This is a genomic window from Nocardioides secundeburneus (assembly GCF_039939255.1).
Classification (GTDB): domain Bacteria; phylum Actinomycetota; class Actinomycetes; order Propionibacteriales; family Nocardioidaceae; genus Nocardioides.
In genome coordinates, this window is sequence record NZ_JBDUUE010000003.1 from 563,874 (window position 1) to 582,221 (window position 18,348).

An 18,348-nucleotide genomic window follows, 5' to 3' on the forward strand; every position below is an offset into this window, starting at 1 on the left:
CGTCAGGCGCTCGCGGCGTCGAGCAGCGTGCCGAGCTCGTCGAGGCTCAGGTCGCGCAGCTCGCCGGGCTTGAGCGAGCCGAGCCGCACGGGCCCGAAGTCGGTGCGGCTGAGCTTGCGCACGGGGTGGCCGACGTGGTCGAGCAGCCGCCGCACGATGCGGTTGCGGCCCTCGTGGATGACCAGCTCGACGATGGAGCGCTGCGGCGACGACGTCACGACCCGCACCTTGGTCGGGCGCACCGGGCCGTCGTCGAGGTCGACGCCGGCCAGCAGCCGGCGCACCGTGGCCTTCGACACGTCGCCGTCGACCTCGGCGACGTAGGTCTTGTCGACCTCGAACGAGGGGTGCGCCATGCGGTGGGCGAAGTCGCCGTCGTTGGTGAGCAGGATGAGTCCGGAGGTGTCGGTGTCGAGCCGGCCCACGTGGAAGAGCCGCTCGGGACGATCGGCGACGACGTCGGCCAGGGTGCGTCGTCCCTCGGGATCGGACATCGTCGACACGACGCCCCGGGGCTTGTGCAGCACCAGGTAGACGTGGTCGGAGACCGGCGGGAGCCGCTGCCCGGAGACCCGGATGACGGCAGTGCGCGGGTCGACCTTCGTGCCGAGCCGGGTGACGACCTCGCCGTCGACCACGACCTCGCCGTCGAGCATGAGCTCCTCGCACTTGCGCCGCGAGGCCACCCCCGACTGCGCGAGCAGCTTCTGCAGCCGGACCAGGCCGTCGTCGTCGGTCGCGATCTCCCTCACGGGGCCATCATGGCGCGTCGGCTCCAGCGGCCGGAGACTCCCCCGCCTCGGCCGGCTCGACAGGCTCGGCCGGGGCACCGAGCATCTCGGTGAGCTCGTCCTCGAGGTCGTCCATCTCCGGCAGGTAGGGCGCGAGCTCGGGCAGCTCGTCGAGCGACTGGACGCCGATGCGCTCGAGGAAGTAGCCCGTCGTGCGGTAGAGCGTGGCGCCGTGCTCACCGTCGCGGCCGGCCTCCTCGACCAGGCCGCGGGTGAGCAGCGTGCGCATGACGCCGTCGACGTTGACGCCACGGATGGCCGAGACCCGCGCCCGCGAGACCGGTTGCTTGTAGGCCACGACGGCCAGCGTCTCGAGGGCGGCCTGCGTGAGCCGGGCCTGCTGGCCCTCGAGCACGAACCCCTCGACGACGGCCGCGTAGGCCTCGCGCGTGTAGAAGCGCCAGCCGCCGGCGACGTTGCGCAGCTCGAAGCCGCGGTCCTGTTCGGTGTACTCGACGGCCAGCGCCTCCAGCGCCGCCGTCACCTCCTCGGCCGGGTAGCCCACGGCCGTGGCCAGGATCGTCGCGTCGAGCGGCTGGTCGGCGACCATCAGCACGGCCTCGAGCGAGGGCCGCAGCGCGGCCACCGGGACGGCGAGCAGCTCGCCGTCGGCGTCCGCCTGGACGTCGGGCGGCGTCTGGTCCTGGGTCTCGGTCATGCGTCCTCCTCCGCGACGGGCAGCGGAGTGCCGTCGAACTCGTCGATCTCGATCGTCTCGGCGGTCTCGTCGTCACCGGTCCAGCGCACCGACAGCTCGCCGAGGGCCTGCACCTGGTCGAAGGCGACCGCGCCCTCGCGGTAGAGCTCGAGGAGGGCGAGGAACCGCGCCACCCGGGTGAGCACGTCGGGGGCGTCGCCGCACAGGGAGCGGAACGTGACGGTGCCCCCGCGGCGCACGCGGTCGACGACGATGCCGGCCTGCTCGCGCACCGACACGGTCGGGGCGTGGATGTGGGCGAGCCCGACCCCCTCGGGCTCGGGCTTCGGCGCGAGCGCCTTGGCCGCCAGGCTCGCGAACTGGTCGAGACCGATGCCGATGAGCACCTCCGGCAGCAGGCCGGCGAAGCGCTCGTCGAGACCGACCGCTCGCGGGTGCCGGCGCGACTCCCCGTCGAGACGGGTCTCGAACACGGCGGCGACCTGCTTGAACGCCTTGTACTGCAGCAGCCGGGCGAAGAGCAGGTCGCGCGCCTCGAGCAGCGCGAGGTCCTCCTCGTCCTCGACGTCGCCCTGGGGCAGCAGGCGCGCGGCCTTGAGGTCGAGCAGGGTCGAGGCGACGAGCAGGAACGACGTCGTCTGCTCGAGGTCCCAGATCGGTCCGCCGGCCTTGACGTGCGCGATGAACTCCACGGTCACCTGCGACAGGGCGACCTCGGTGATGTCGAGCTTGTGCTTGGCGATCAGGCTCAGCAGCAGGTCGAAGGGTCCCTCGAAGTTGTCGAGGCGCAGCGAGAAGCCGGCAGTGGCCTCGCCCTGCTCGATCTCGGGCGCGCCCTCGGCGGTACTGGTCATGCAGTGCTCATCGGGCGATCACTCAGCGAGCAGCCCGCGGACCAGCATGGAGTCGGCGCCGTGCTCGTGGAAGTCGGCCAGCACGAGGTCGATCGCCTCGCGCACCAGACGGCCGCGGTCGACGGCGAGCCCGTGCTCGCCGCGCAGCTCGAGCCGGGTGCGCTCGAGGTCGAGCAGCTCGGCGCTGGTGACGTAGACGGTCATCTTCTCGTCGTGCTTGACGCGGCCGCTCGCGCCCTTCTTGGCGTGGTCGGCAGACACCGCGTCGGACGACGTGTCACCCGCCGGGTCGGCCGGCGTGTCGGGGACGGCACGGACGCTGGGCTTCCCCGCCTGCGTCTCGCCCGTGGCCCCGGTCGGCCGGAACAGGTCGTCGGCGGCCGGCAGGCTCACTCGTCGGGCCATCGGGCCAGCACCTCCTTGGCCAGCTGACGGTACGACTCGGCACCGGCCGAGCTCGAGGCGTAGCTGGTGATCGGCTCGCCCGCGACGGTGGAGTCGGAGAACTTCACCGTGCGCCGGATGACGGTGTGGAAGACGGTGTCGCCCCACGCCTGCACGAGCCGCTCCATGACCTCGCGGCTGTGGAGCGTGCGGCCGTCGTACATCGTGCCGAGGACGCCGTCGATCTCGAGCTTGGGGTTGAGCCGCTCGCGGACCTTGTCGATCGTCGTCTTCAGCAGCGCGACGCCGCGCAGCGCGAAGTACTCGCACTCCAGCGGCACGATGACGCCGTCGGAGGCGGTGAGCGCGTTGACCGTGAGCAGGCCGAGCGAGGGCTGGCAGTCGATGAGCACGACGTCGTAGTGCTCCAGCGCGGGCGCGAGCACCCGCTGCAGCGTCTGCTCGCGGGCCACCTCGTGCACCAGCTGCACCTCGGCGGCCGACAGGTCGATGTTGCTGGGCAGCAGGTCCATGCCCGGCACGCCCGAGGCCACCACGACCTCGTCGAGCGTCACGTCGCGCTGCATCAGCAGGTTGTAGACGGTGAGCTCCATGTCGTGCGGGTTGAGCCCCAGGCCCACCGACAGCGAGCCCTGCGGGTCGAAGTCGACCAGCAGCACCTTGCGACCCGTCTCGGCGAGCGTGGCGCCGAGGTTGATCGTGGTCGTGGTCTTGCCGACGCCGCCCTTCTGGTTGCACATCGACACCACGCGCGCCGGGCGTCCCTCGGGCACCGGGCCGGGCTCGCGGAACACCGGCATCGGGCGACCGGTCGGCCCGATCTCACCCGCCGGCGCGGGCGAGGCGGCGGGCGCCGGCGCGGGCCGCTCGAAGGGCAGGGTCGCGGCCTGCTGCTCCGGCGGGGACGGGACCTGCGTGCGTGGCGGCATCGCTGGGGTGCCGACGAACGATCCGTCAGTCATGGGTGCTCCTCGGGCTGTCGTCGGTGGGACGTCACCAGTGTTCAATGTCGACACGGCGACTTTGCGGACGACTCGCCGGGGACCCTACGTCGGTCTCGTCACGGGCGGCACCACCGGGGCCGAAACCCCCAGGCACACCGACGCATCTGTGCACGAGGTGTGCACGGCCGCCGCGGCTCGCCCACAGGTCGTCCACCACCTGGGGATGAACCTGTGGAGGATCAGGGGCGAGAAGGCAGTGGTCTCAGTCCGTCAGGCAGCGGAACGCCACGGTGGCCAGCACGAGCTCGCCGGTGTCGTCGGAGGCGTCGAGGTCGGCGACCGCCTCGATCACCCAGTCCCGGTCGCCGGCCGGGTCGGCCAGGGTCTGGACGACGCGCAGCAGCCGGGTCGTGCCGGGCGTGTCGTCGTCGGGCTCGGCGACGCCGGCCGGCCACCCGGTGACGGGCTCGGAGCGCAGCAGCTCGGGAGCCCGGGCGTCGGCGTCGGTCAGCACCGTGTCGTGCTGGGCGTAGTAGGCCTCGATGGCCTCGTCCCAGGCCGAGCGCCCCATGACAACGTCGCGCGGCGGGTCGAGGCGGTCGGCGGCGTCGCGCTCGAGGCGCATGAGCCCGTCGAGGTCGTCGCGGGCGACGAGGTCGACCCGGCGCCACATCGCGTTGCGGACCATGACCTTGAACGCCCGCTCCTGTCGCGAGATCGGCCGGGGCGGGGGCGGCGGCTCGTTCTCGGTGACCGAGCGGGACGCCGCATCGGGGTCGGTGAGCGCCTCCCACTCGTCGAGCAACGAGGAGTCGGTCTGGCGGATGGTCTCGCCGAGCCACTCGAGCAGGTCGTCGAGCTCGGGCGTGCGGTGCGCCTCGGGCACCGTCTGGCGCAGCGCACGGTAGGCGTCGGTGAGGTAGCGCAGCACCAGGCCCTCGGAGCGCGCGAGTGAGTAGCGCGAGCAGAAGTCGGTGAACGACATGCCCTGCTCGTAGATCTCGCGGACGATCGCCTTGGGGTCGAGAGCGTCCTCGCGCAGCCACGGGTGCCGCTCGCGGTAGATCTCGTAGGTCGCCTCGAGCAGCTCGGCCAGCGGCTGCGGCCAGGTGATCTCGTCGAGCAGCGCCATCCGCTCGTCGTACTCGAGGCCGTCGGCCTTCATCTCCGCGAGCGCCTCGCCGCGGGCGGCGTGCTGCTGGGCGAACAGGATCTGCCGCGGGGCCTCGAGCGTCGCCTCGATCACCGAGACGATGTCGGCGGTGTAGTCGGGCGGTTCGGGGTCGAGCAGGTCGAGCGCCTCGATCGCGAAGTGCGACAGCGGTTGGTTGAGCGCGAAGTCGTCGGGCACGTCGTCGTGCAGCACGTAGCGGCGTCCGAACGCATCGGGCTCGGGCAGCCGGACGACGGTGCCCGAGGTGACCAGGCTGCGTGTGAGCCGGAGGGCTCGCCGCGCGAGCCGCAGCTGCTGGCGGCGCGGCTCGTGGTTGTCGGTGAGCAGCCGGCGCAGGACGGCGAAGGCGTCCTCGTCGCGCGAGAGCACGTTGACGAGCATCGCGTTGTCGACCTTCATCCGCGACACGAGCTGCTCGGGCACCCCGGCGACGAGCTTGTCGAAGGTCGCCTCGGTCCAGACGATGGTGCCCTCGGGCGGCTTCTTCAGGTGCGCCTTGCTGCCCTTCTTGGCGCGCTTCTCCTCGCTCATGGCGGCGTTCTTGGCGGCCGCCTTGGCCTTGGCGCGCTCGTTCTCGATCGTGTGCGGCGGCGCCTGCACGACGACGTAGCCGGCGGTGTCGAAGCCGGCGCGGCCGGCCCGGCCGGCGATCTGGAGGAACTCGCGCACGCGCAGCACCCGCGACCGGCTGCCGTCGTACTTGGCGAGGCCGGTGAACAGCACGGTGCGGATCGGCACGTTGATGCCGACCCCGAGCGTGTCGGTGCCGCAGATGACGGTGAGGGCGCCCTGCTGCGCCAGCTGCTCGACGAGCCGGCGGTAGCGCGGCAGCATCCCGGCGTGGTGGACGCCGATGCCCTTGCGCAGCAGCTTCGACAGCGTCTTGCCGAACCCGGCGCCGAACCGGAACCCGGGCGGCAGGTCGACCACGGTGCCCTTCGGCAGCCACGACGCCGTCAGGAGACCGGTGGCGTGCTCGACGGCGTCCTTCTGCGTGAAGTGGACCACGTAGGCGGGCGCCTGCCGCGTGGTGACGATCTCCTCGAGCGTCTCGGCGAGCGGGGTCAGCGCCCAGGTGAACGTGAGGGGCACCGGCCGCTCGGCGTCGTCGACGACGGCGGTCTCACGGCCGTTGCGCCGGGTCAGGTCGTCGGCGAGCTCGGTGACGTCGCCGAGCGTGGCCGACATGAGCACGAACTGCGCCTGCGGCAGCTCGAGGAGCGGCACCTGCCACGCCCACCCGCGGTCGGGCTCGGCGTAGAAGTGGAACTCGTCCATGACGACGAGGCCGACGTCGGCCTCGCGGCCCTCGCGCAGCGCGAGGTTGGCCAGCACCTCGGCGGTGCAGCAGATGATCGGGGCGTCGGCGTTGACCGAGGCGTCGCCGGTGAGCATGCCGACGTTGTCGGCACCGAAGAACTGGCACAGGTCGAAGAACTTCTCGCTCACCAGTGCCTTGATGGGCGCGGTGTAGAACGAGACGCGGTCGTCGGCCAGCGCGGCGGCGTGGGCGCCGATGGCCACGAGGGACTTGCCCGACCCGGTCGGCGTCGCGAGCACGACGTTGTTGCCCGCGACGATCTCCATGAGCGCCTCGTCCTGGTGCGGGTACAGCGCCCGCCCACCGGCCTCGGCCCACTCCGAGACGGCGAGGTAGACGTCGTCCGGTGCGGTGCCGCGGGCGGGGACCCACGTGGGAGACGTCACCGGCTCATCCTGTCACCCCGCCCCGGGCCGACGCTCCGCCGGCTCCGCGCCCGCCGGACGGGCCGGAGGGCCTCAGCCGTCGAGGCCGCAGTTCTGGTCGACGTAGTCCTGCACCGACTCGGCCGCTTCCTCGTCGGCGTCGGAGAGGTCGTCCTCGAAGCCGGAGAGCTCGGTGAACGTGGCGGTGTCGGGCAGGGCCACCAGCAGGTCGGACATCACCTGGACGCCCTGGCGCTGCTGGTCGTTGAACCCGGAGGGCAGGTCGGCGTCGGCCAGGTCGCGGCCCCACTGGCGGAACGCCTCGAGCAGCGCCGGCGGCACGTCGGCGCTCTCGTCGGTGAAGTCGGCCGCGGAGTCCTCGAAGGCCTGCATGGCCCGGTCGAAGGCCCCGCACAGGTCGGCGGCGTCGGCCGGGACGTCGGTGCGTCCGTCGCCACCCTCGCCGTCGTCGCCGTCGGGCAGCTCCTGGGAGTCGGTCTCGGGGACGTCGTCGGTGGGCGTGCCGGTCTCGGCCGGGTCGGAGACGGACTCGGTCGACTCCTCCGACGGGGTGCTGGTCTCGCTGCTCGAGTCGCTCGCGCTCTCGTCGGGGTCGGCGTCGTCGTCGCCACACCCGGCGAGCAGGACGGCGCTCAGGGCGAGCGGGACGAGCACGGCCAGCGGACGGCGGACGGAGCGGCGGACGTTCATGGGGTCTCCCGACGGTCGAGGTTGTCTGGGGTGGGACGGTTCGCGGCCGGTCGCGGTTTCACTCCCGGGCACGAGGGTGGGCGGTCGCGAACACCTCGCGCAGGTTGTCGACGGTGACCAGGGTATAGACCTGGGTGGTCGTGACCGAGGCGTGGCCGAGCAGCTCCTGCACGACGCGGACGTCGGCGCCGCCGTCGAGCAGGTGGGTGGCGAACGAGTGCCGCAGGGTGTGCGGTGACACGTCGCGGGTGACGCCGGCGCGCTCGGCGGTCCTGACCAGCACCGCCCAGGCGGACTGGCGCGAGAGGCGACCGCCGCGGGCGTTGAGGAACAGCGCGCCCCCGGTGGTGCCACCCCCGGCGGAGCCCGAGGCGACCAGGTCGCCCCGCGCGCGCACGAGGTAGGCCTCGATCGCCTCCCGGGCGTAGGAGCCGATCGGGACGAGCCGCTCCTTGCCGCCCTTGCCCCGCAGCAGCACGGTGCCGTCGACACCCGACTCGCCCCAGTCGAGGTCGTCGACGTCGAGCCCGACGGCCTCGGAGATGCGCGCCCCGGTGCCGTAGAGCACCTCGAGCAGGGCGCGGTCACGCAGCGCGAGCGCCGTGCCCGGCGCGCCGGCGGCGTCGAGGATCGCCTCGACGTCGGAGAGCGGCAGCGCCTTCGGGAGCCGCTTGGCCGCCGCCGGGGGCTTCACCGCGGCCGCGGGGTCGAGGGTCGCGAGCCCGTCGGCGACGGCGAACTTGTGGAAGCCCCGGACGGCGACCACCGTGCGCGCCGCCGACGTCGACGACAGTGGCGGGTGACCGAGGTCGGCGTCGCCCTCGCGCAGGTGCACGAGGAACTCGGTGACCGTCGCCTCGGAGACGGCGGCGAGCGTCGTCACGTCGCGGCGGCGGAGGAACTGCAGGTAGCGCCGCAGGTCGCGGCGGTACGACGTCAGCGTGTTGGCGGCCAGGCCCTTCTCGACCGTGAGGTGGTCGAGGTAGGTCCGCACCGCCCGCTCGACGTCGTCCACCCGCTCTCCTGCGCCCCGCCGAGGTCAGGCCAGGACGTCGTCGAGCGCGACGGCGTCGATGCCGACGGCCTCGCCGACGGGGGCGTTGGTGAGCCGACCGGCGTGGGTGTTGAGCCCGAGCGCGAGGGAGGCGTCGGCGCGGCAGGCGTCGGTCCAGCCCTTGTCGGCCAGCGCGACGGCGTAGGGCAGCGTGGCGTTGGTGAGTGCGTAGGTCGAGGTGTTCGGCACGGCACCGGGCATGTTGGCCACGCAGTAGAACGTCGAGCCGTGCACCGCATAGGTCGGGTCGTCGTGGGTGGTGGCGTGGGTGTCGGCGAAGCAGCCGCCCTGGTCGACGGCGATGTCGACCAGCACCGAGCCGGGCTTCATCCGCGAGACCAGCTCGTTCGAGACGAGCTTGGGCGCGGCCGCGCCGGGGATGAGCACCGCGCCGATGACCATGTCGGCCTCGGTGACCTGCTGCTCGATCGCGAGCCGGGACGACGCCAGGCCGTGCACCCGGTTGTTGTAGCGCCAGAACGACATGCGCAGCTTGTCGAGGTCGGTGTCGAGCAGGGTGACGTCGGCGCCCATGCCGAGCGCGATGTTGGCCGCGTTCTGGCCCGAGACACCGGCGCCGATGATGACGACCTTCGCGTTGGCGACGCCGCCGACGCCGCCCATGAGCACGCCGCGCCCGCCCTGCGCCTTGAGCAGCGAGTAGGCGCCGACCTGCGGCGCGAGGCAGCCGGCCACCTCCGACATCGGGTAGAGCAGCGGCAGCGCGCCGGAGGGCAGCTGCACCGTCTCGTAGGCGATCGCGGTGACCTGGCGCTTCATCAGCTCCTCGGTCAGCGGCTTGTCGGCGGCCAGGTGGAGGTAGGTGAAGAGAGTCAGTCCCTCACGCATGCGCTCGTACTCGACCGCGACGGGCTCCTTGACCTTGAGCACCAGGTCGACGCCGCCGTCGGTGCCCCAGGCGTCCTCGGCGGTGGGCACGATCGTCGCGCCCGCGGCGACGTACTCGTCGTCGGAGATGCCCGAGCCGACGCCCGCACCCTGCTCGATGACGACGTCGTGGCCGTGCGCGGTCAGCTCGTGCACGCCGATCGGCGTGATGGCGACGCGGTACTCGCGGTTCTTGACTTCCTTCGGCACGCCTACGCGCACGGTGGTCTCCCTGGGTGTGGGTGGTCGATGGTCGGTGGCTTGTGGCCGAGCCCCGACGCTAGTACCTCCCAGCCCGCCGCACGAGTCAGACGAGACCGCGCGCCCGCGCCAGCAGCACGCACTGGATGACCGGGCCGTCGCCGACGCGCCCGTCGAGGACGGCGGCGTGCAGGTCGGCGAACGGCACCCAGGCCGACGTCATGTCGGCCTCCTCGTGGTGCAGCTCGAAGTCGCCGCGGTCGGCACGGCTGAGGCCGCGGGCGAGGAACAGGTGCTGGACCTCGCTGCTGATGCCCGGCGAGGGGTAGGACGTCGCCAGGTGCGTCCACGTCGTGGCCTGCAGCTCGGCCTCCTCGCGCAGCTCGCGCCTGGCCACCTCGAGCGGCGGCTCGTCGGCGTCGCCGTCGAGCAGGCCGGCCGGGACCTCGACGAAGCGGCGTCCGGCGGCGTGGCGGTACTGCCAGAGCACGAAGGCCCGGTCGTCGTCGTCGACGGCGAGCACGACGGCCGCGCCGGGGTGCTCGAGCACGAGGCGTCGCGCGACCTGGTCGTCGGGGGTCTCGACCTCGTCGGCCCGCAGCGCCACGACCCAGTCGTCACGGTGCAGGTCGACCGAGCGCTGGACCGGCCAGGCGACGGCGGCGTCGGCGAGCTCGTCGCTCACTCGGCCGGCACGCCCTCGACGTCGGCGCCCACGGCCACCGTGTCGTCGACGTCGACCTCGATCGGGAACCGGAGCTCCTTCTGGCGTTCGATCGCGGCGCCGACGAGGCCTGAGAACAGCGGGTGCGGCCGAGTGGGCCGCGAGCGCAGCTCGGGGTGGGCCTGGGTGGCGACGTAGTAGGGGTGCACGTCGCGGGGCAGCTCGACGAACTCGACGAGGTCGAGCTCGGGGTTGAGGCCGGAGAAGACGAGGCCGGCGTCGGCGATCTGCGCCCGGTAGTCGTTGTTGACCTCGTAGCGGTGGCGGTGGCGCTCCTCGATGTGCGCGCTGCCGTAGGCCTCGCGCACGATGCTGCCGGCCGCGAGCTCGGCCGGGTAGAGGCCGAGGCGCATGGTGCCGCCGAGGTCGCCCGCGCCCTCGACGAACGACTTCTGCTCCTCCATCGTGGCGATCACCGGCTGGGGGCAGTCGGGGTCGAACTCGGTGGAGGCGGCCTGCTCGAGCCCCGCGAGGTTGCGCGCGTACTCGATCACCATGCACTGCAGGCCGAGGCACAGCCCGAGGGTCGGGATACCGTGGGTGCGGGTGAAGGTCAGCGCGCCCAGCTTGCCCTCGATGCCGCGGATGCCGAACCCGCCGGGCACGACGACGGCGTCGACGTCGCCGAGGTGCTTGGCGGCACCGGCCGGCGTCTCGCACTCGTCGGAGGGCACCCAGCGCACGTGCACCTTGGCCTCGTGGGCGAACCCGCCGGCCCGCAGCGCCTCGACGACCGAGAGGTAGGCGTCGGGCAGGTCGATGTACTTGCCGACCAGCGCGATGGTGACGTCCTCCTTGGGATGGTGGACGCGGCGCAGCAGGTCGTCCCACAGCGTCCAGTCGACGTCGCGGAACGGCAGGTCGAGGCGGCGCACGAGGTAGGCGTCGAGGCCCTCGCGGTGCAGCACCTTCGGGATGTCGTAGATCGACGGCGCGTCCGCGGCGGTGACGACGGCGTCCTGGTCGACGTCGCACATCAGCGAGATCTTGCGCTTGATCGAGTCGGGCAGCTCGCGGTCGGAACGGCACACCACGGCGTCGGGCTGGATGCCGACCTGGCGCAGCGCGGCGACCGAGTGCTGGGTGGGCTTGGTCTTCAGCTCGCGCGAGGGCCCGATGTAGGGCACCAGCGAGACGTGGAGGAAGAAGCAGTTGTCGCGGCCGATCTCGTGGCGCACCTGGCGCGCGGACTCGAGGAACGGCAGCGACTCGATGTCGCCGACCGTGCCGCCGATCTCGGTGATGACGACGTCGATCTCGGGGCCGCCCATCGCCAGGATGCGGTCCTTGATCTCGTTGGTGATGTGCGGGATGACCTGCACGGTGTCGCCGAGGTAGTCGCCGCGGCGCTCCTTGGCGATCACGCTGGAGTAGACCTGGCCGGTGGTCACGTTGGCGATGCGGCCGTTGAGGTCGGTGTCGAGGAACCGCTCGTAGTGACCGATGTCGAGGTCGGTCTCGGCGCCGTCATCGGTGACGAAGACCTCACCGTGCTGGAACGGGTTCATCGTGCCGGGGTCGACGTTGAGGTACGGGTCGAGCTTCTGCATCGTGACCCGCAGGCCGCGTGAGCGCAGCAGACGACCGAGGCTCGAGGCGGTGAGCCCCTTGCCGAGCGAGGAGGCGACGCCTCCGGTGACGAACACGTGCTTGGACTGGTCTACCGGGGCCGCCTTCACGGAACTCCATGCTAGCCCAGGATCGGGTGTGCTCAGGCTTCGGCACGCGCGGACGACGCGTGCTCGAGCAGCTCGCGGGCGTGGGCGAGTGCGGTCTCGGAGTCGGTGAGCCCGGCGAGCATGCGGGAGAGCTCGCGTTCGCGGGCGGCGTCGTCGAGCACGGCGAGGCCGGACGTCGTCACCGAGCCGTCGCGTGACTTCTGCACCAGCACGTGCCGGTCTGCGTAGGCGGCGACCTGGGGCAGGTGCGTCACGACGAGCACCTGCGCCGAGCGCGCCAGCGCGGCCAGACGGCGTCCGACCTCGACCGCGGCGGCGCCGCCGATGCCGGCGTCGACCTCGTCGAAGACGAACGTCGGCACGGGGCTCGTGCCGGCCAGCGCGACCTCGAGGGCGAGCATCACGCGCGACAGCTCGCCGCCGGACGCGCCCTTCGAGAGCGGTCGCGGCTCGGAGCCGGCGTTGGCCGCGAGCAGCAGCTGGACGTCGTCGGCACCGTGGCTGGCGGGCTCGATCGGCGTGACGCTGATCGTGAGTCGCGCGTGCGGCATGGCGAGCTGGGTGAGCTCGGCGCTCACCTGCTTGGACAGCTTCGTGGCGGCCTTGGCACGAGCCGCGCTCAGCGCCCGGGCGGCGGCGTCGCGCTCGGCGGTGAGCCGGTCGCGCTCGGCGGTGAGCTCGGCGATGCGCTCGTCGGTGCCGTCGAGGTCGAGCAGCCTCGTCGCGGAGCGCTCGGCCCAGGCCAGCACGTCGTCGATCGACTCGCCGTACTTGCGGGTCAGCGCGGTGAGCGCGGCGCGACGCTCGGAGACGGCGGCGAGCCGGGCCGGGTCGGTCTCGAGCCGGTCGGCGTAGGAGGCGACGTCGGCGGCGACGTCGGAGACGAGGTAGGTGATCTCGGCGAGCCGGTCGGCGAGGCCGGCGGCCTCGGGGTCGTGCTCGCGCACCTGCTCGAGGAAGCCGCGCGCGGCCGAGGTGGTGGCCAGGGCGTCGGGGTTGCCGGTCTCGCTCGAGAGTGCCTCGCGGGCCTGCTCGGCGGCGGTGCGGAGGGTGTCGGCGAACCCGAGGCGGGACTCCTCGGCCGCGAGCGCGTCGTCCTCCCCCGGCTCGGGCGTGACGGCCTCGACCTCGCCGAGCCCGAAGCGCAGCAGGTCGGCCTCGCGCGCGCGTTCGCGGGCCGAGGCGGTGACCTCCGCGAGCTCGCGGGTCGTCGCGGACAGGGCGTCGTAGACCGAGGTGTAGGCGGCCAGCAGCTTGGCCAGGCTCGCGCCACCGAACCGGTCGAGCGCGTCGCGCTGCGCCTTCGGCAGCAGGAGCCGGTGCTGGTCGGACTGCCCGTGGACGGCGACCAGAGGCTCGGCCACCTCGGTGAGCCGGGCCACCGGCACCGAGGCGCCGCCGACGAAGGCGCGCGAGCGACCTTCGGCCGAGACGTTGCGGGCCAGGACGACGACGCCGTCCTCGACCTCGCCGCCGGCGTCCTCGACGGCGGCGGCGAACGCGGCGAGTCCATCGGCGCGGACGACGCCCTCGACCCGTGCCTGCTTGGCGCCGGTGCGCACCGCGCCGCTGTCGGCGCGCCCGCCCAGCAGCAGACCGAGGGCGGTGACGACCATCGTCTTGCCCGCACCGGTCTCGCCGGTGATCACGGTCAGACCGGGCCCGAGCTCGAGCACGGAGGCGTCGATGACGCCGAGCTGGCCGATGCGGATCTCCTCGATCACGAGGTGGTGCCCCCTCCACGTTGAAGTCGTCGCTCGCCCTCGCCGCGCCAGCCCTCCACGTCGAGCCCGAACTTCGCCACGAGCCGGTCGGTGAACGGCGCCTGGTGCAGCCGGGCCAGTCGCACCGGGTGGCGCCCGCGCTCGATCTCGATGCGGGCCCCGGGAGGCAGGTCGACGGTGCGGCGTCCGTCGCACCACAGGACCCCGCTGCCGTCGGGACGGTCGAGGACGTCGATCGCGATGCGCGAGCGCGGACCGACGACCATCGGCCGCGCGAAGAGCGCGTGGGCGCTCAGCGGGACGAGGCAGATCGCCTCGACGTCGGGCCACACGACCGGGCCGCCGGCGCTGAAGTTGTAGGCCGTCGACCCGGTGGGCGTGGCACAGACGACGCCGTCGCAGCCCCACCGCGACAACGGCCGGTCGTCGACCTCGACCACGACCTCGAGCATCCGCTCGCGGGCGGCCTTCTCGACGCTCGCCTCGTTGACCGCGAAGGTCTCGGCCAGCACCTGGCCTGCGTGCACCACCCGGACCTCGAGGGTGAGGCGGTCCTCGACGGTGTAGGAGCCGGCCACGATCGCCGTGATGGTCGGACCGACCTCCTCGGGCTCGGCCTCGGCGAGGAAGCCGACGTGGCCGAGGTTGACGCCCAGCACCGGCGTGCCGCTGTCGTGGGTGACCTCGGCCGCGCGCAGAATGCTGCCGTCGCCGCCGACGACCACGGTCAGCTCGCAGTCGCGGCTGGCGTCGGTCTCGGACTCGGTGACCTCCACGCCGCCGTCACCGTCGTAGAGACCGAGGTCCTTGGCCTCGCTGGCGAGCAGCCGGACGACGATGCCGGCCCCGGTCAGGCCGCTGACGAACTCGGCCGCGACCGCGCGCGCCTCGGCCCGCCCGGTGTGGGCCAGGAGGAGCACTCGTCGCTGGGTCGCGGTCACTCGTGCAGCCTCTCATCCGCCACCCCCAGGACGTCGGCGCCGTGCACAGCCGCGTCGACGTCACCGGTGGAGATGGTGGCCGGACCGTGCCGCAGCCAGAGGAAGAACTCGACGTTGCCCGACGGTCCCGGCAGCGGGCTGCGGGTCACCATCGTCGCGCCCCACCCGCGTCGGGCGGCTTCGGCCGCGACGGTCTCGACCGCCTCGATCCGCAGGGCGGGGTCGCGGACCACCCCGCCCTTGCCGACCCGGTCCTTGCCGACCTCGAACTGCGGCTTGACCATCAGCGCGAGGTCGCCGTCGGGGGCGGTGACGCCGATGAGGGCCTCGAGCACGAGGGTGAGGGAGATGAACGACAGGTCGCCCACGACGAGGTCGACCGGACCGCCGAGCAGCTCGGCGTCGATCTCGCGGATGTTCTGACGGTCGTGGACGTGCACCCGCTCGTCGCTCTGCAGCGACCAGGCGAGCTGTCCGTAGCCGACGTCGACGGCGACGACCTCGCGTGCGCCGCGGCGCAGCAGGACGTCGGTGAACCCACCGGTCGAGGCGCCGGCGTCGAGACAGCGGCGCCCGGTCACCGTCAGCCCGGCCGGTTCGAAGACGTCGAGGGCGCCGGCGAGCTTGTGACCGCCGCGGGAGACGTAGTCGGGCCGGTCGGGGTCGTCGGCCACCACGATCGCGACGTCGGTCGTGACGCCGGTCGCCGCCTTCGACGCCGTCGCCCCGGAGACCTTCACCCGGCCGGCGCCGATCAGCTCGCCGGCCTGCTCGCGCGAGCGGGCGAGACCGCGTCGGACCAGCTCCGCGTCGAGACGGAGGCGTCTGGGCGGCACGGTCAGACCGCGCCGGGGTCGTCGAGGGCCCGCCGCAGCTCGGTCTGGGCACGCTCGAACACCGCGACCTGGTCCTCGAGCGCGTCGGGGTCGAGGTCGGCGAGGGCGTCGATGACCGTGTCGACGCGGGCCACCCCGGTCGGCTCGGGCCGCTCGACCTCGGGGTCGAGGCCGAGGTCGACGTCGTCGAGGATGTCGGAGGGCTCGGTCATGGCTCGAGGTTACCGGTCGGTCGCGGGGTCGGACGGCGGCACCAGGCCGTCGTGGTCGACCACGTCGCCCGTCGCGTCTCGCCACGCCCAGGCCGCCGCCGCGACGACCCGCCACCAGTCTGCGGCGGAGCCGTCGCCGTCGACCGTCAGCGCACCGTCGGCGACGGTCGAGCGCCACCCCCCGAGCGTCCAGTCGTCACCGTCGGCCTCCGGGGCCGGCTGGGCCTCGGTCAGCGCCCGCAGGTCGAGCCCGATGTAGGTCGGGCGCTCCTCGGCCCGGGCGGCCACGAGCTCGGCGACACCGGTCACCCCGGTCAGCACCAGCAGCGAGTCGATGCCGACGGTGCGCGCTCCCTCGATGTCGGTGTCGAGCCGGTCGCCGACCATCAGCGGGTGCTCACCGCCCACCCGTCGGATCGTCTCGTCGAGCAGTGGACGCGCCGGCTTGCCGGCCACCACCGGCTCGACGCCGCTGAAGCGCTGCACGGTGTCGACGAGCACGCCGTGACCGGGGGCCACCCCGAACGGGGTGGGGATGGTGCGGTCGGTGTTGCTCGCCACCCACCAGAGACCGTCGCGCACCAGCACCGCGGCCCGCATGATCGCGCTCCATCGCACGTCGGGTCCGTACCCGGACACGAGCGCCGCCGCGTCGTCGCCGACCTCGACCGGCACCAGCCCCCGCTCGCGGAGGGCTTCGTCGAGCCCCGCTCCCCCCAGCATCGCGATGCGCGCACCCGCCCCGAGACGCTCCTCGAGGACCGCGGCCGCGGCCTGCGCCGACGTGACGACGTCGTCGACCGAGGCGGTCACCCCCAGGTCGGCCAGGTGGTCGGCGACCTGCTGCGGCGGCCGCGAGGCGTTGTTGGTGATGAACGCGGTCCGCATGCCGGCCGCGCGGGCCGTCTCGAGATGTCCGGCGGCTCCGGGCACGGCCTCGGGACCGACGTAGACGACGCCGTCGAGATCGAGCATCGCCAGGTCGTAGGCCTCGGACAGGGGCGGCGACGGGGTCAGCATGGACCCCACTGTGGCAGCACCTGAGAAGTGCCGGAGATCGGCCCGTCCCGACACCCGGTGCACACCGTGCCTCGTAGGCTGCGGGAGTGGACCAGGCGCCGGTGACTCCCCCGCTGGTCGCCGGCCCCCTGACCCTGGCGCCGTTCCGTGCCATCCGTCTCGCGGCCTCGCGGGTGGCCGACCCGGCATCGGCGCGTACCTTCGCACGGCCGTACCACGACGTGCCCGCGCGGCTGCGGTCGTGGGAGGAGCGCGGTCTGCTCGAGCGCGACCGGGAGCCCGCGGTCTACCTGCACGAGTACACGGTCAGTGGCATCACCGTGCGCGGTCTGGTGGGCACGGTGGACGTCTCGCACCGCGCCACCCGGCTCGACCAGCGCGCCCTGCTGCCCCACGAGGGCATCTACCCGGGCCAGGCCGACGACGTGGCCGACCGCATGGGTGAGATGCAGGTCAACCCGGCCCCCATCCTGCTGGTGCAACGCTCGCCGGCGCCGCTGCGCGAGCTGCTGACCTCGGTGCGCGACAGCCAGGCCCGCGAGCTCGTCGACCGGGCCGGCAACCTGCACCGGGTGTGGGCGATCCGTGACGACCGCCTGCTGACCGACATCTCGACCCAGCTCGCGCCCACCACCGCGCTCATCGCTGACGGTCACCATCGCTACGCCGCCTACCTGCGCCTGCAGCAACGCGACCCTGGTGCGGCCACCGACCGCGGCCTCGCCATGATCGTCGACCACGACGACACACCGCTGTTCCTCGGCGCCATCCACCGGGTCCTCATGGGCTCGTCGGTGCGTGACGTGCGCGAGGCCGCCACCGCCCTGGACATCGAGACGATCGAGATGTCCCAGGAGCAGGCGGTCGCGGCTCTCGGGCCCACCCGCCTCGTCGTCACCGATGCCGAGACCTGGTTGGTCGTGCAGCTGCCGCTCGACGACGACCGGGTCGAGGTCGAGGTGCTGCACGAGCGGATCGTGCCGACGGTGAGTCACGGTCCGCACCGGATCACCTACCACCACGCCGCGCAGGACGCGCTGCGTCACGCCGGCCCCGACCATGGCACCGCGGTGCTGATGCCGGCGCCCACCCTGACCCAGGTGCAGGAGGTGGTGGCGGCCGGTCGGCTGTTTCCGGAGAAGGCGACGTCGTTCCAGCCGAAGCCCGCGTTCGGCATGTTCATCCGCTCGTGGCACGACGAACCAGCCGCCCCCGAGCCATCTCGACCTCGACCAGCGATGCCCGACCACCGCCGGAGCTGAAGAACCGGCGGCGGAGCGCACCGCTCACCTCGACCACGTCGCCCGGCCGCCACGACGCCGCCGAGCGGCGCGGGCCAGCGCCGTAGGCCACGCATTCCACGGCGTCGACGCGCACCTTGCTCCGGGTCGACGGAGGACGCGCGAACACCACACGGACCGCGACGATCTCGTCACCGCTCGGCAGCTCGCGGACGACGGGGTCGGCGGAGACTCTTCCCATCAGCCGCACCTCGTTGACCGTCGCGATCTGTTCCTGAACCTGTGCCGCCATGACACATCACCTCCTGCGACGCACTCTGGTCGCCGGCACCGACACCACGTAGCCGCTGGTCGGCGTGCTGTGGAGAAGGTCGTCGGAACAGCGCTTGTGGACGGTTGCGGGACGTTTCCACAGACGCCCCGGCGCACGGCGACAAGCCGAAAAACACATCAGGGCGACCCTTGCGGGTCGCCCTGATGCGAATGTTTGTCCGGCGGCGTCCTACTCTCCCACAGCCTCTCGGTTGCAGTACCATCGGCGCTGGCAGGCTTAACTTCCGGGTTCGGTATGGGACCGGGTGTTTCCCTGTCGCTATGGCCGCCGT

General features: G+C 72.8%; 18 protein-coding genes and 1 rRNA gene. 1 reads left to right on the top strand and 18 read right to left on the bottom strand.

The window, feature by feature from the left end:
- Nucleotides 1-2: 2 nt before the first annotated feature.
- From ABFT23_RS10905 to ABFT23_RS10980, 16 genes are all read right to left on the bottom strand, one after another.
- Nucleotides 3-752: a pseudouridine synthase gene (locus ABFT23_RS10905; RefSeq protein WP_347895044.1), complete on the bottom strand. Its 750-nt coding sequence runs from the start codon at nucleotides 750-752 to the stop codon at nucleotides 3-5.
- Nucleotides 753-759: 7 nt separating this feature from the next.
- Nucleotides 760-1,449 carry an SMC-Scp complex subunit ScpB gene (scpB, locus tag ABFT23_RS10910; protein WP_347895045.1) on the bottom strand — a complete coding sequence of 230 codons (690 nt, stop codon included), beginning with the start codon at nucleotides 1,447-1,449 and terminating at the stop codon, nucleotides 760-762.
- Nucleotides 1,446-2,303 carry a segregation and condensation protein A gene (locus tag ABFT23_RS10915; protein ID WP_347895046.1) on the bottom strand — a complete coding sequence of 286 codons (858 nt, stop codon included), beginning with the start codon at nucleotides 2,301-2,303 and terminating at the stop codon, nucleotides 1,446-1,448. The genes scpB and ABFT23_RS10915 overlap by 4 nt, the downstream gene beginning before the upstream one ends.
- Nucleotides 2,304-2,321: 18 nt before the next feature.
- Nucleotides 2,322-2,708, bottom strand: a complete 387-nt coding sequence (locus tag ABFT23_RS10920) for a hypothetical protein (protein ID WP_347895047.1) — start codon at nucleotides 2,706-2,708, stop codon at nucleotides 2,322-2,324.
- Nucleotides 2,693-3,637, bottom strand: a complete 945-nt coding sequence (locus tag ABFT23_RS10925; RefSeq protein ID WP_457623307.1) for a ParA family protein — start codon at nucleotides 3,635-3,637, stop codon at nucleotides 2,693-2,695. The genes ABFT23_RS10920 and ABFT23_RS10925 overlap by 16 nt, the downstream gene beginning before the upstream one ends.
- A 277-nt stretch (nucleotides 3,638-3,914) precedes the next feature.
- Nucleotides 3,915-6,533: a DEAD/DEAH box helicase gene (locus ABFT23_RS10930; protein WP_347895048.1), complete on the bottom strand. Its 2,619-nt coding sequence runs from the start codon at nucleotides 6,531-6,533 to the stop codon at nucleotides 3,915-3,917.
- Nucleotides 6,534-6,605: 72 nt separating this feature from the next.
- Nucleotides 6,606-7,223: a hypothetical protein gene (locus tag ABFT23_RS10935; protein ID WP_347895049.1), complete on the bottom strand. Its 618-nt coding sequence runs from the start codon at nucleotides 7,221-7,223 to the stop codon at nucleotides 6,606-6,608.
- A gap of 58 nt (nucleotides 7,224-7,281) precedes the next feature.
- Nucleotides 7,282-8,238 (bottom strand): site-specific tyrosine recombinase XerD, encoded by a 957-nt coding sequence (locus ABFT23_RS10940; protein ID WP_347895050.1) that lies wholly within the window; start codon nucleotides 8,236-8,238, stop codon nucleotides 7,282-7,284.
- A 24-nt stretch (nucleotides 8,239-8,262) separates the two neighbouring features.
- Nucleotides 8,263-9,387, bottom strand: a complete 1,125-nt coding sequence (ald, locus tag ABFT23_RS10945) for an alanine dehydrogenase (protein WP_347895051.1) — start codon at nucleotides 9,385-9,387, stop codon at nucleotides 8,263-8,265.
- An 85-nt stretch (nucleotides 9,388-9,472) separates the two neighbouring features.
- Entirely contained in the window at nucleotides 9,473-10,051 is a 579-nt protein-coding gene (locus ABFT23_RS10950; RefSeq protein WP_347895052.1) for an NUDIX hydrolase, read from the bottom strand.
- On the bottom strand, nucleotides 10,048-11,769 hold the full coding sequence (locus tag ABFT23_RS10955; RefSeq protein ID WP_347895053.1) for a CTP synthase: 1,722 nt from the start codon (nucleotides 11,767-11,769) through the stop codon (nucleotides 10,048-10,050). The genes ABFT23_RS10950 and ABFT23_RS10955 overlap by 4 nt, the downstream gene beginning before the upstream one ends.
- 32 nt (nucleotides 11,770-11,801) lie before the next feature.
- Entirely contained in the window at nucleotides 11,802-13,493 is a 1,692-nt protein-coding gene (recN, locus tag ABFT23_RS10960) for a DNA repair protein RecN (RefSeq protein ID WP_347895054.1), read from the bottom strand.
- Nucleotides 13,490-14,434 carry an NAD kinase gene (locus tag ABFT23_RS10965; RefSeq protein ID WP_347895055.1) on the bottom strand — a complete coding sequence of 315 codons (945 nt, stop codon included), beginning with the start codon at nucleotides 14,432-14,434 and terminating at the stop codon, nucleotides 13,490-13,492. Before ABFT23_RS10965 ends, recN begins: the two co-directional genes overlap by 4 nt.
- Nucleotides 14,431-15,270 carry a TlyA family RNA methyltransferase gene (locus ABFT23_RS10970; RefSeq protein WP_347895056.1) on the bottom strand — a complete coding sequence of 280 codons (840 nt, stop codon included), beginning with the start codon at nucleotides 15,268-15,270 and terminating at the stop codon, nucleotides 14,431-14,433. Before ABFT23_RS10970 ends, ABFT23_RS10965 begins: the two co-directional genes overlap by 4 nt.
- Before the next feature lie 2 nt (nucleotides 15,271-15,272).
- Nucleotides 15,273-15,482 (bottom strand): hypothetical protein, encoded by a 210-nt coding sequence (locus ABFT23_RS10975; RefSeq protein ID WP_347895057.1) that lies wholly within the window; start codon nucleotides 15,480-15,482, stop codon nucleotides 15,273-15,275.
- A 9-nt stretch (nucleotides 15,483-15,491) separates the two neighbouring features.
- A complete protein-coding gene (locus tag ABFT23_RS10980; protein WP_347895058.1) occupies nucleotides 15,492-16,502 on the bottom strand; it encodes an HAD-IIA family hydrolase in 1,011 nt (336 codons plus the stop codon).
- A gap of 86 nt (nucleotides 16,503-16,588) precedes the next feature.
- Here ABFT23_RS10980 and ABFT23_RS10985 point away from each other — a divergent pair, with 86 nt between their 5' ends.
- On the top strand, nucleotides 16,589-17,764 hold the full coding sequence (locus tag ABFT23_RS10985) for a DUF1015 family protein (RefSeq protein ID WP_347895059.1): 1,176 nt from the start codon (nucleotides 16,589-16,591) through the stop codon (nucleotides 17,762-17,764).
- Here ABFT23_RS10985 and ABFT23_RS10990 read toward each other — a convergent pair.
- Both ABFT23_RS10990 and rrf read right to left on the bottom strand, forming a co-directional pair.
- The gene (locus tag ABFT23_RS10990; RefSeq protein ID WP_347895060.1) at nucleotides 17,682-18,035 is read right to left on the bottom strand and encodes a single-stranded DNA-binding protein; all 354 of its coding nucleotides are present in this window, start codon (nucleotides 18,033-18,035) and stop codon (nucleotides 17,682-17,684) included. The two genes, ABFT23_RS10985 and ABFT23_RS10990, sit on opposite strands and share 83 nt — an antisense overlap.
- Nucleotides 18,036-18,232: 197 nt before the next feature.
- Nucleotides 18,233-18,348, bottom strand: a 5S ribosomal RNA gene (gene rrf, locus ABFT23_RS10995).

What these genes read in the sequence shown, in the direction of transcription:
- scpB (WP_347895045.1), bottom strand. Translation starts at nt 1,449, where the DNA reads ATGACCGAGACCCAGGACCAGACGCCGCCCGACGTCCAGGCGGACGCC.
- ABFT23_RS10975 (WP_347895057.1), bottom strand. Translation starts at nt 15,482, where the DNA reads ATGACCGAGCCCTCCGACATCCTCGACGACGTCGACCTCGGCCTCGAC.
- ABFT23_RS10925 (WP_457623307.1), bottom strand. Translation starts at nt 3,637, where the DNA reads ATGCCGCCACGCACGCAGGTCCCGTCCCCGCCGGAGCAGCAGGCCGCG.
- ABFT23_RS10980 (WP_347895058.1), bottom strand. Translation starts at nt 16,502, where the DNA reads ATGCTGACCCCGTCGCCGCCCCTGTCCGAGGCCTACGACCTGGCGATG.
- ABFT23_RS10990 (WP_347895060.1), bottom strand. Translation starts at nt 18,035, where the DNA reads ATGGCGGCACAGGTTCAGGAACAGATCGCGACGGTCAACGAGGTGCGG.
- ABFT23_RS10935 (WP_347895049.1), bottom strand. Translation starts at nt 7,223, where the DNA reads ATGAACGTCCGCCGCTCCGTCCGCCGTCCGCTGGCCGTGCTCGTCCCG.
- ABFT23_RS10915 (WP_347895046.1), bottom strand. Translation starts at nt 2,303, where the DNA reads ATGACCAGTACCGCCGAGGGCGCGCCCGAGATCGAGCAGGGCGAGGCC.
- ABFT23_RS10920 (WP_347895047.1), bottom strand. Translation starts at nt 2,708, where the DNA reads ATGGCCCGACGAGTGAGCCTGCCGGCCGCCGACGACCTGTTCCGGCCG.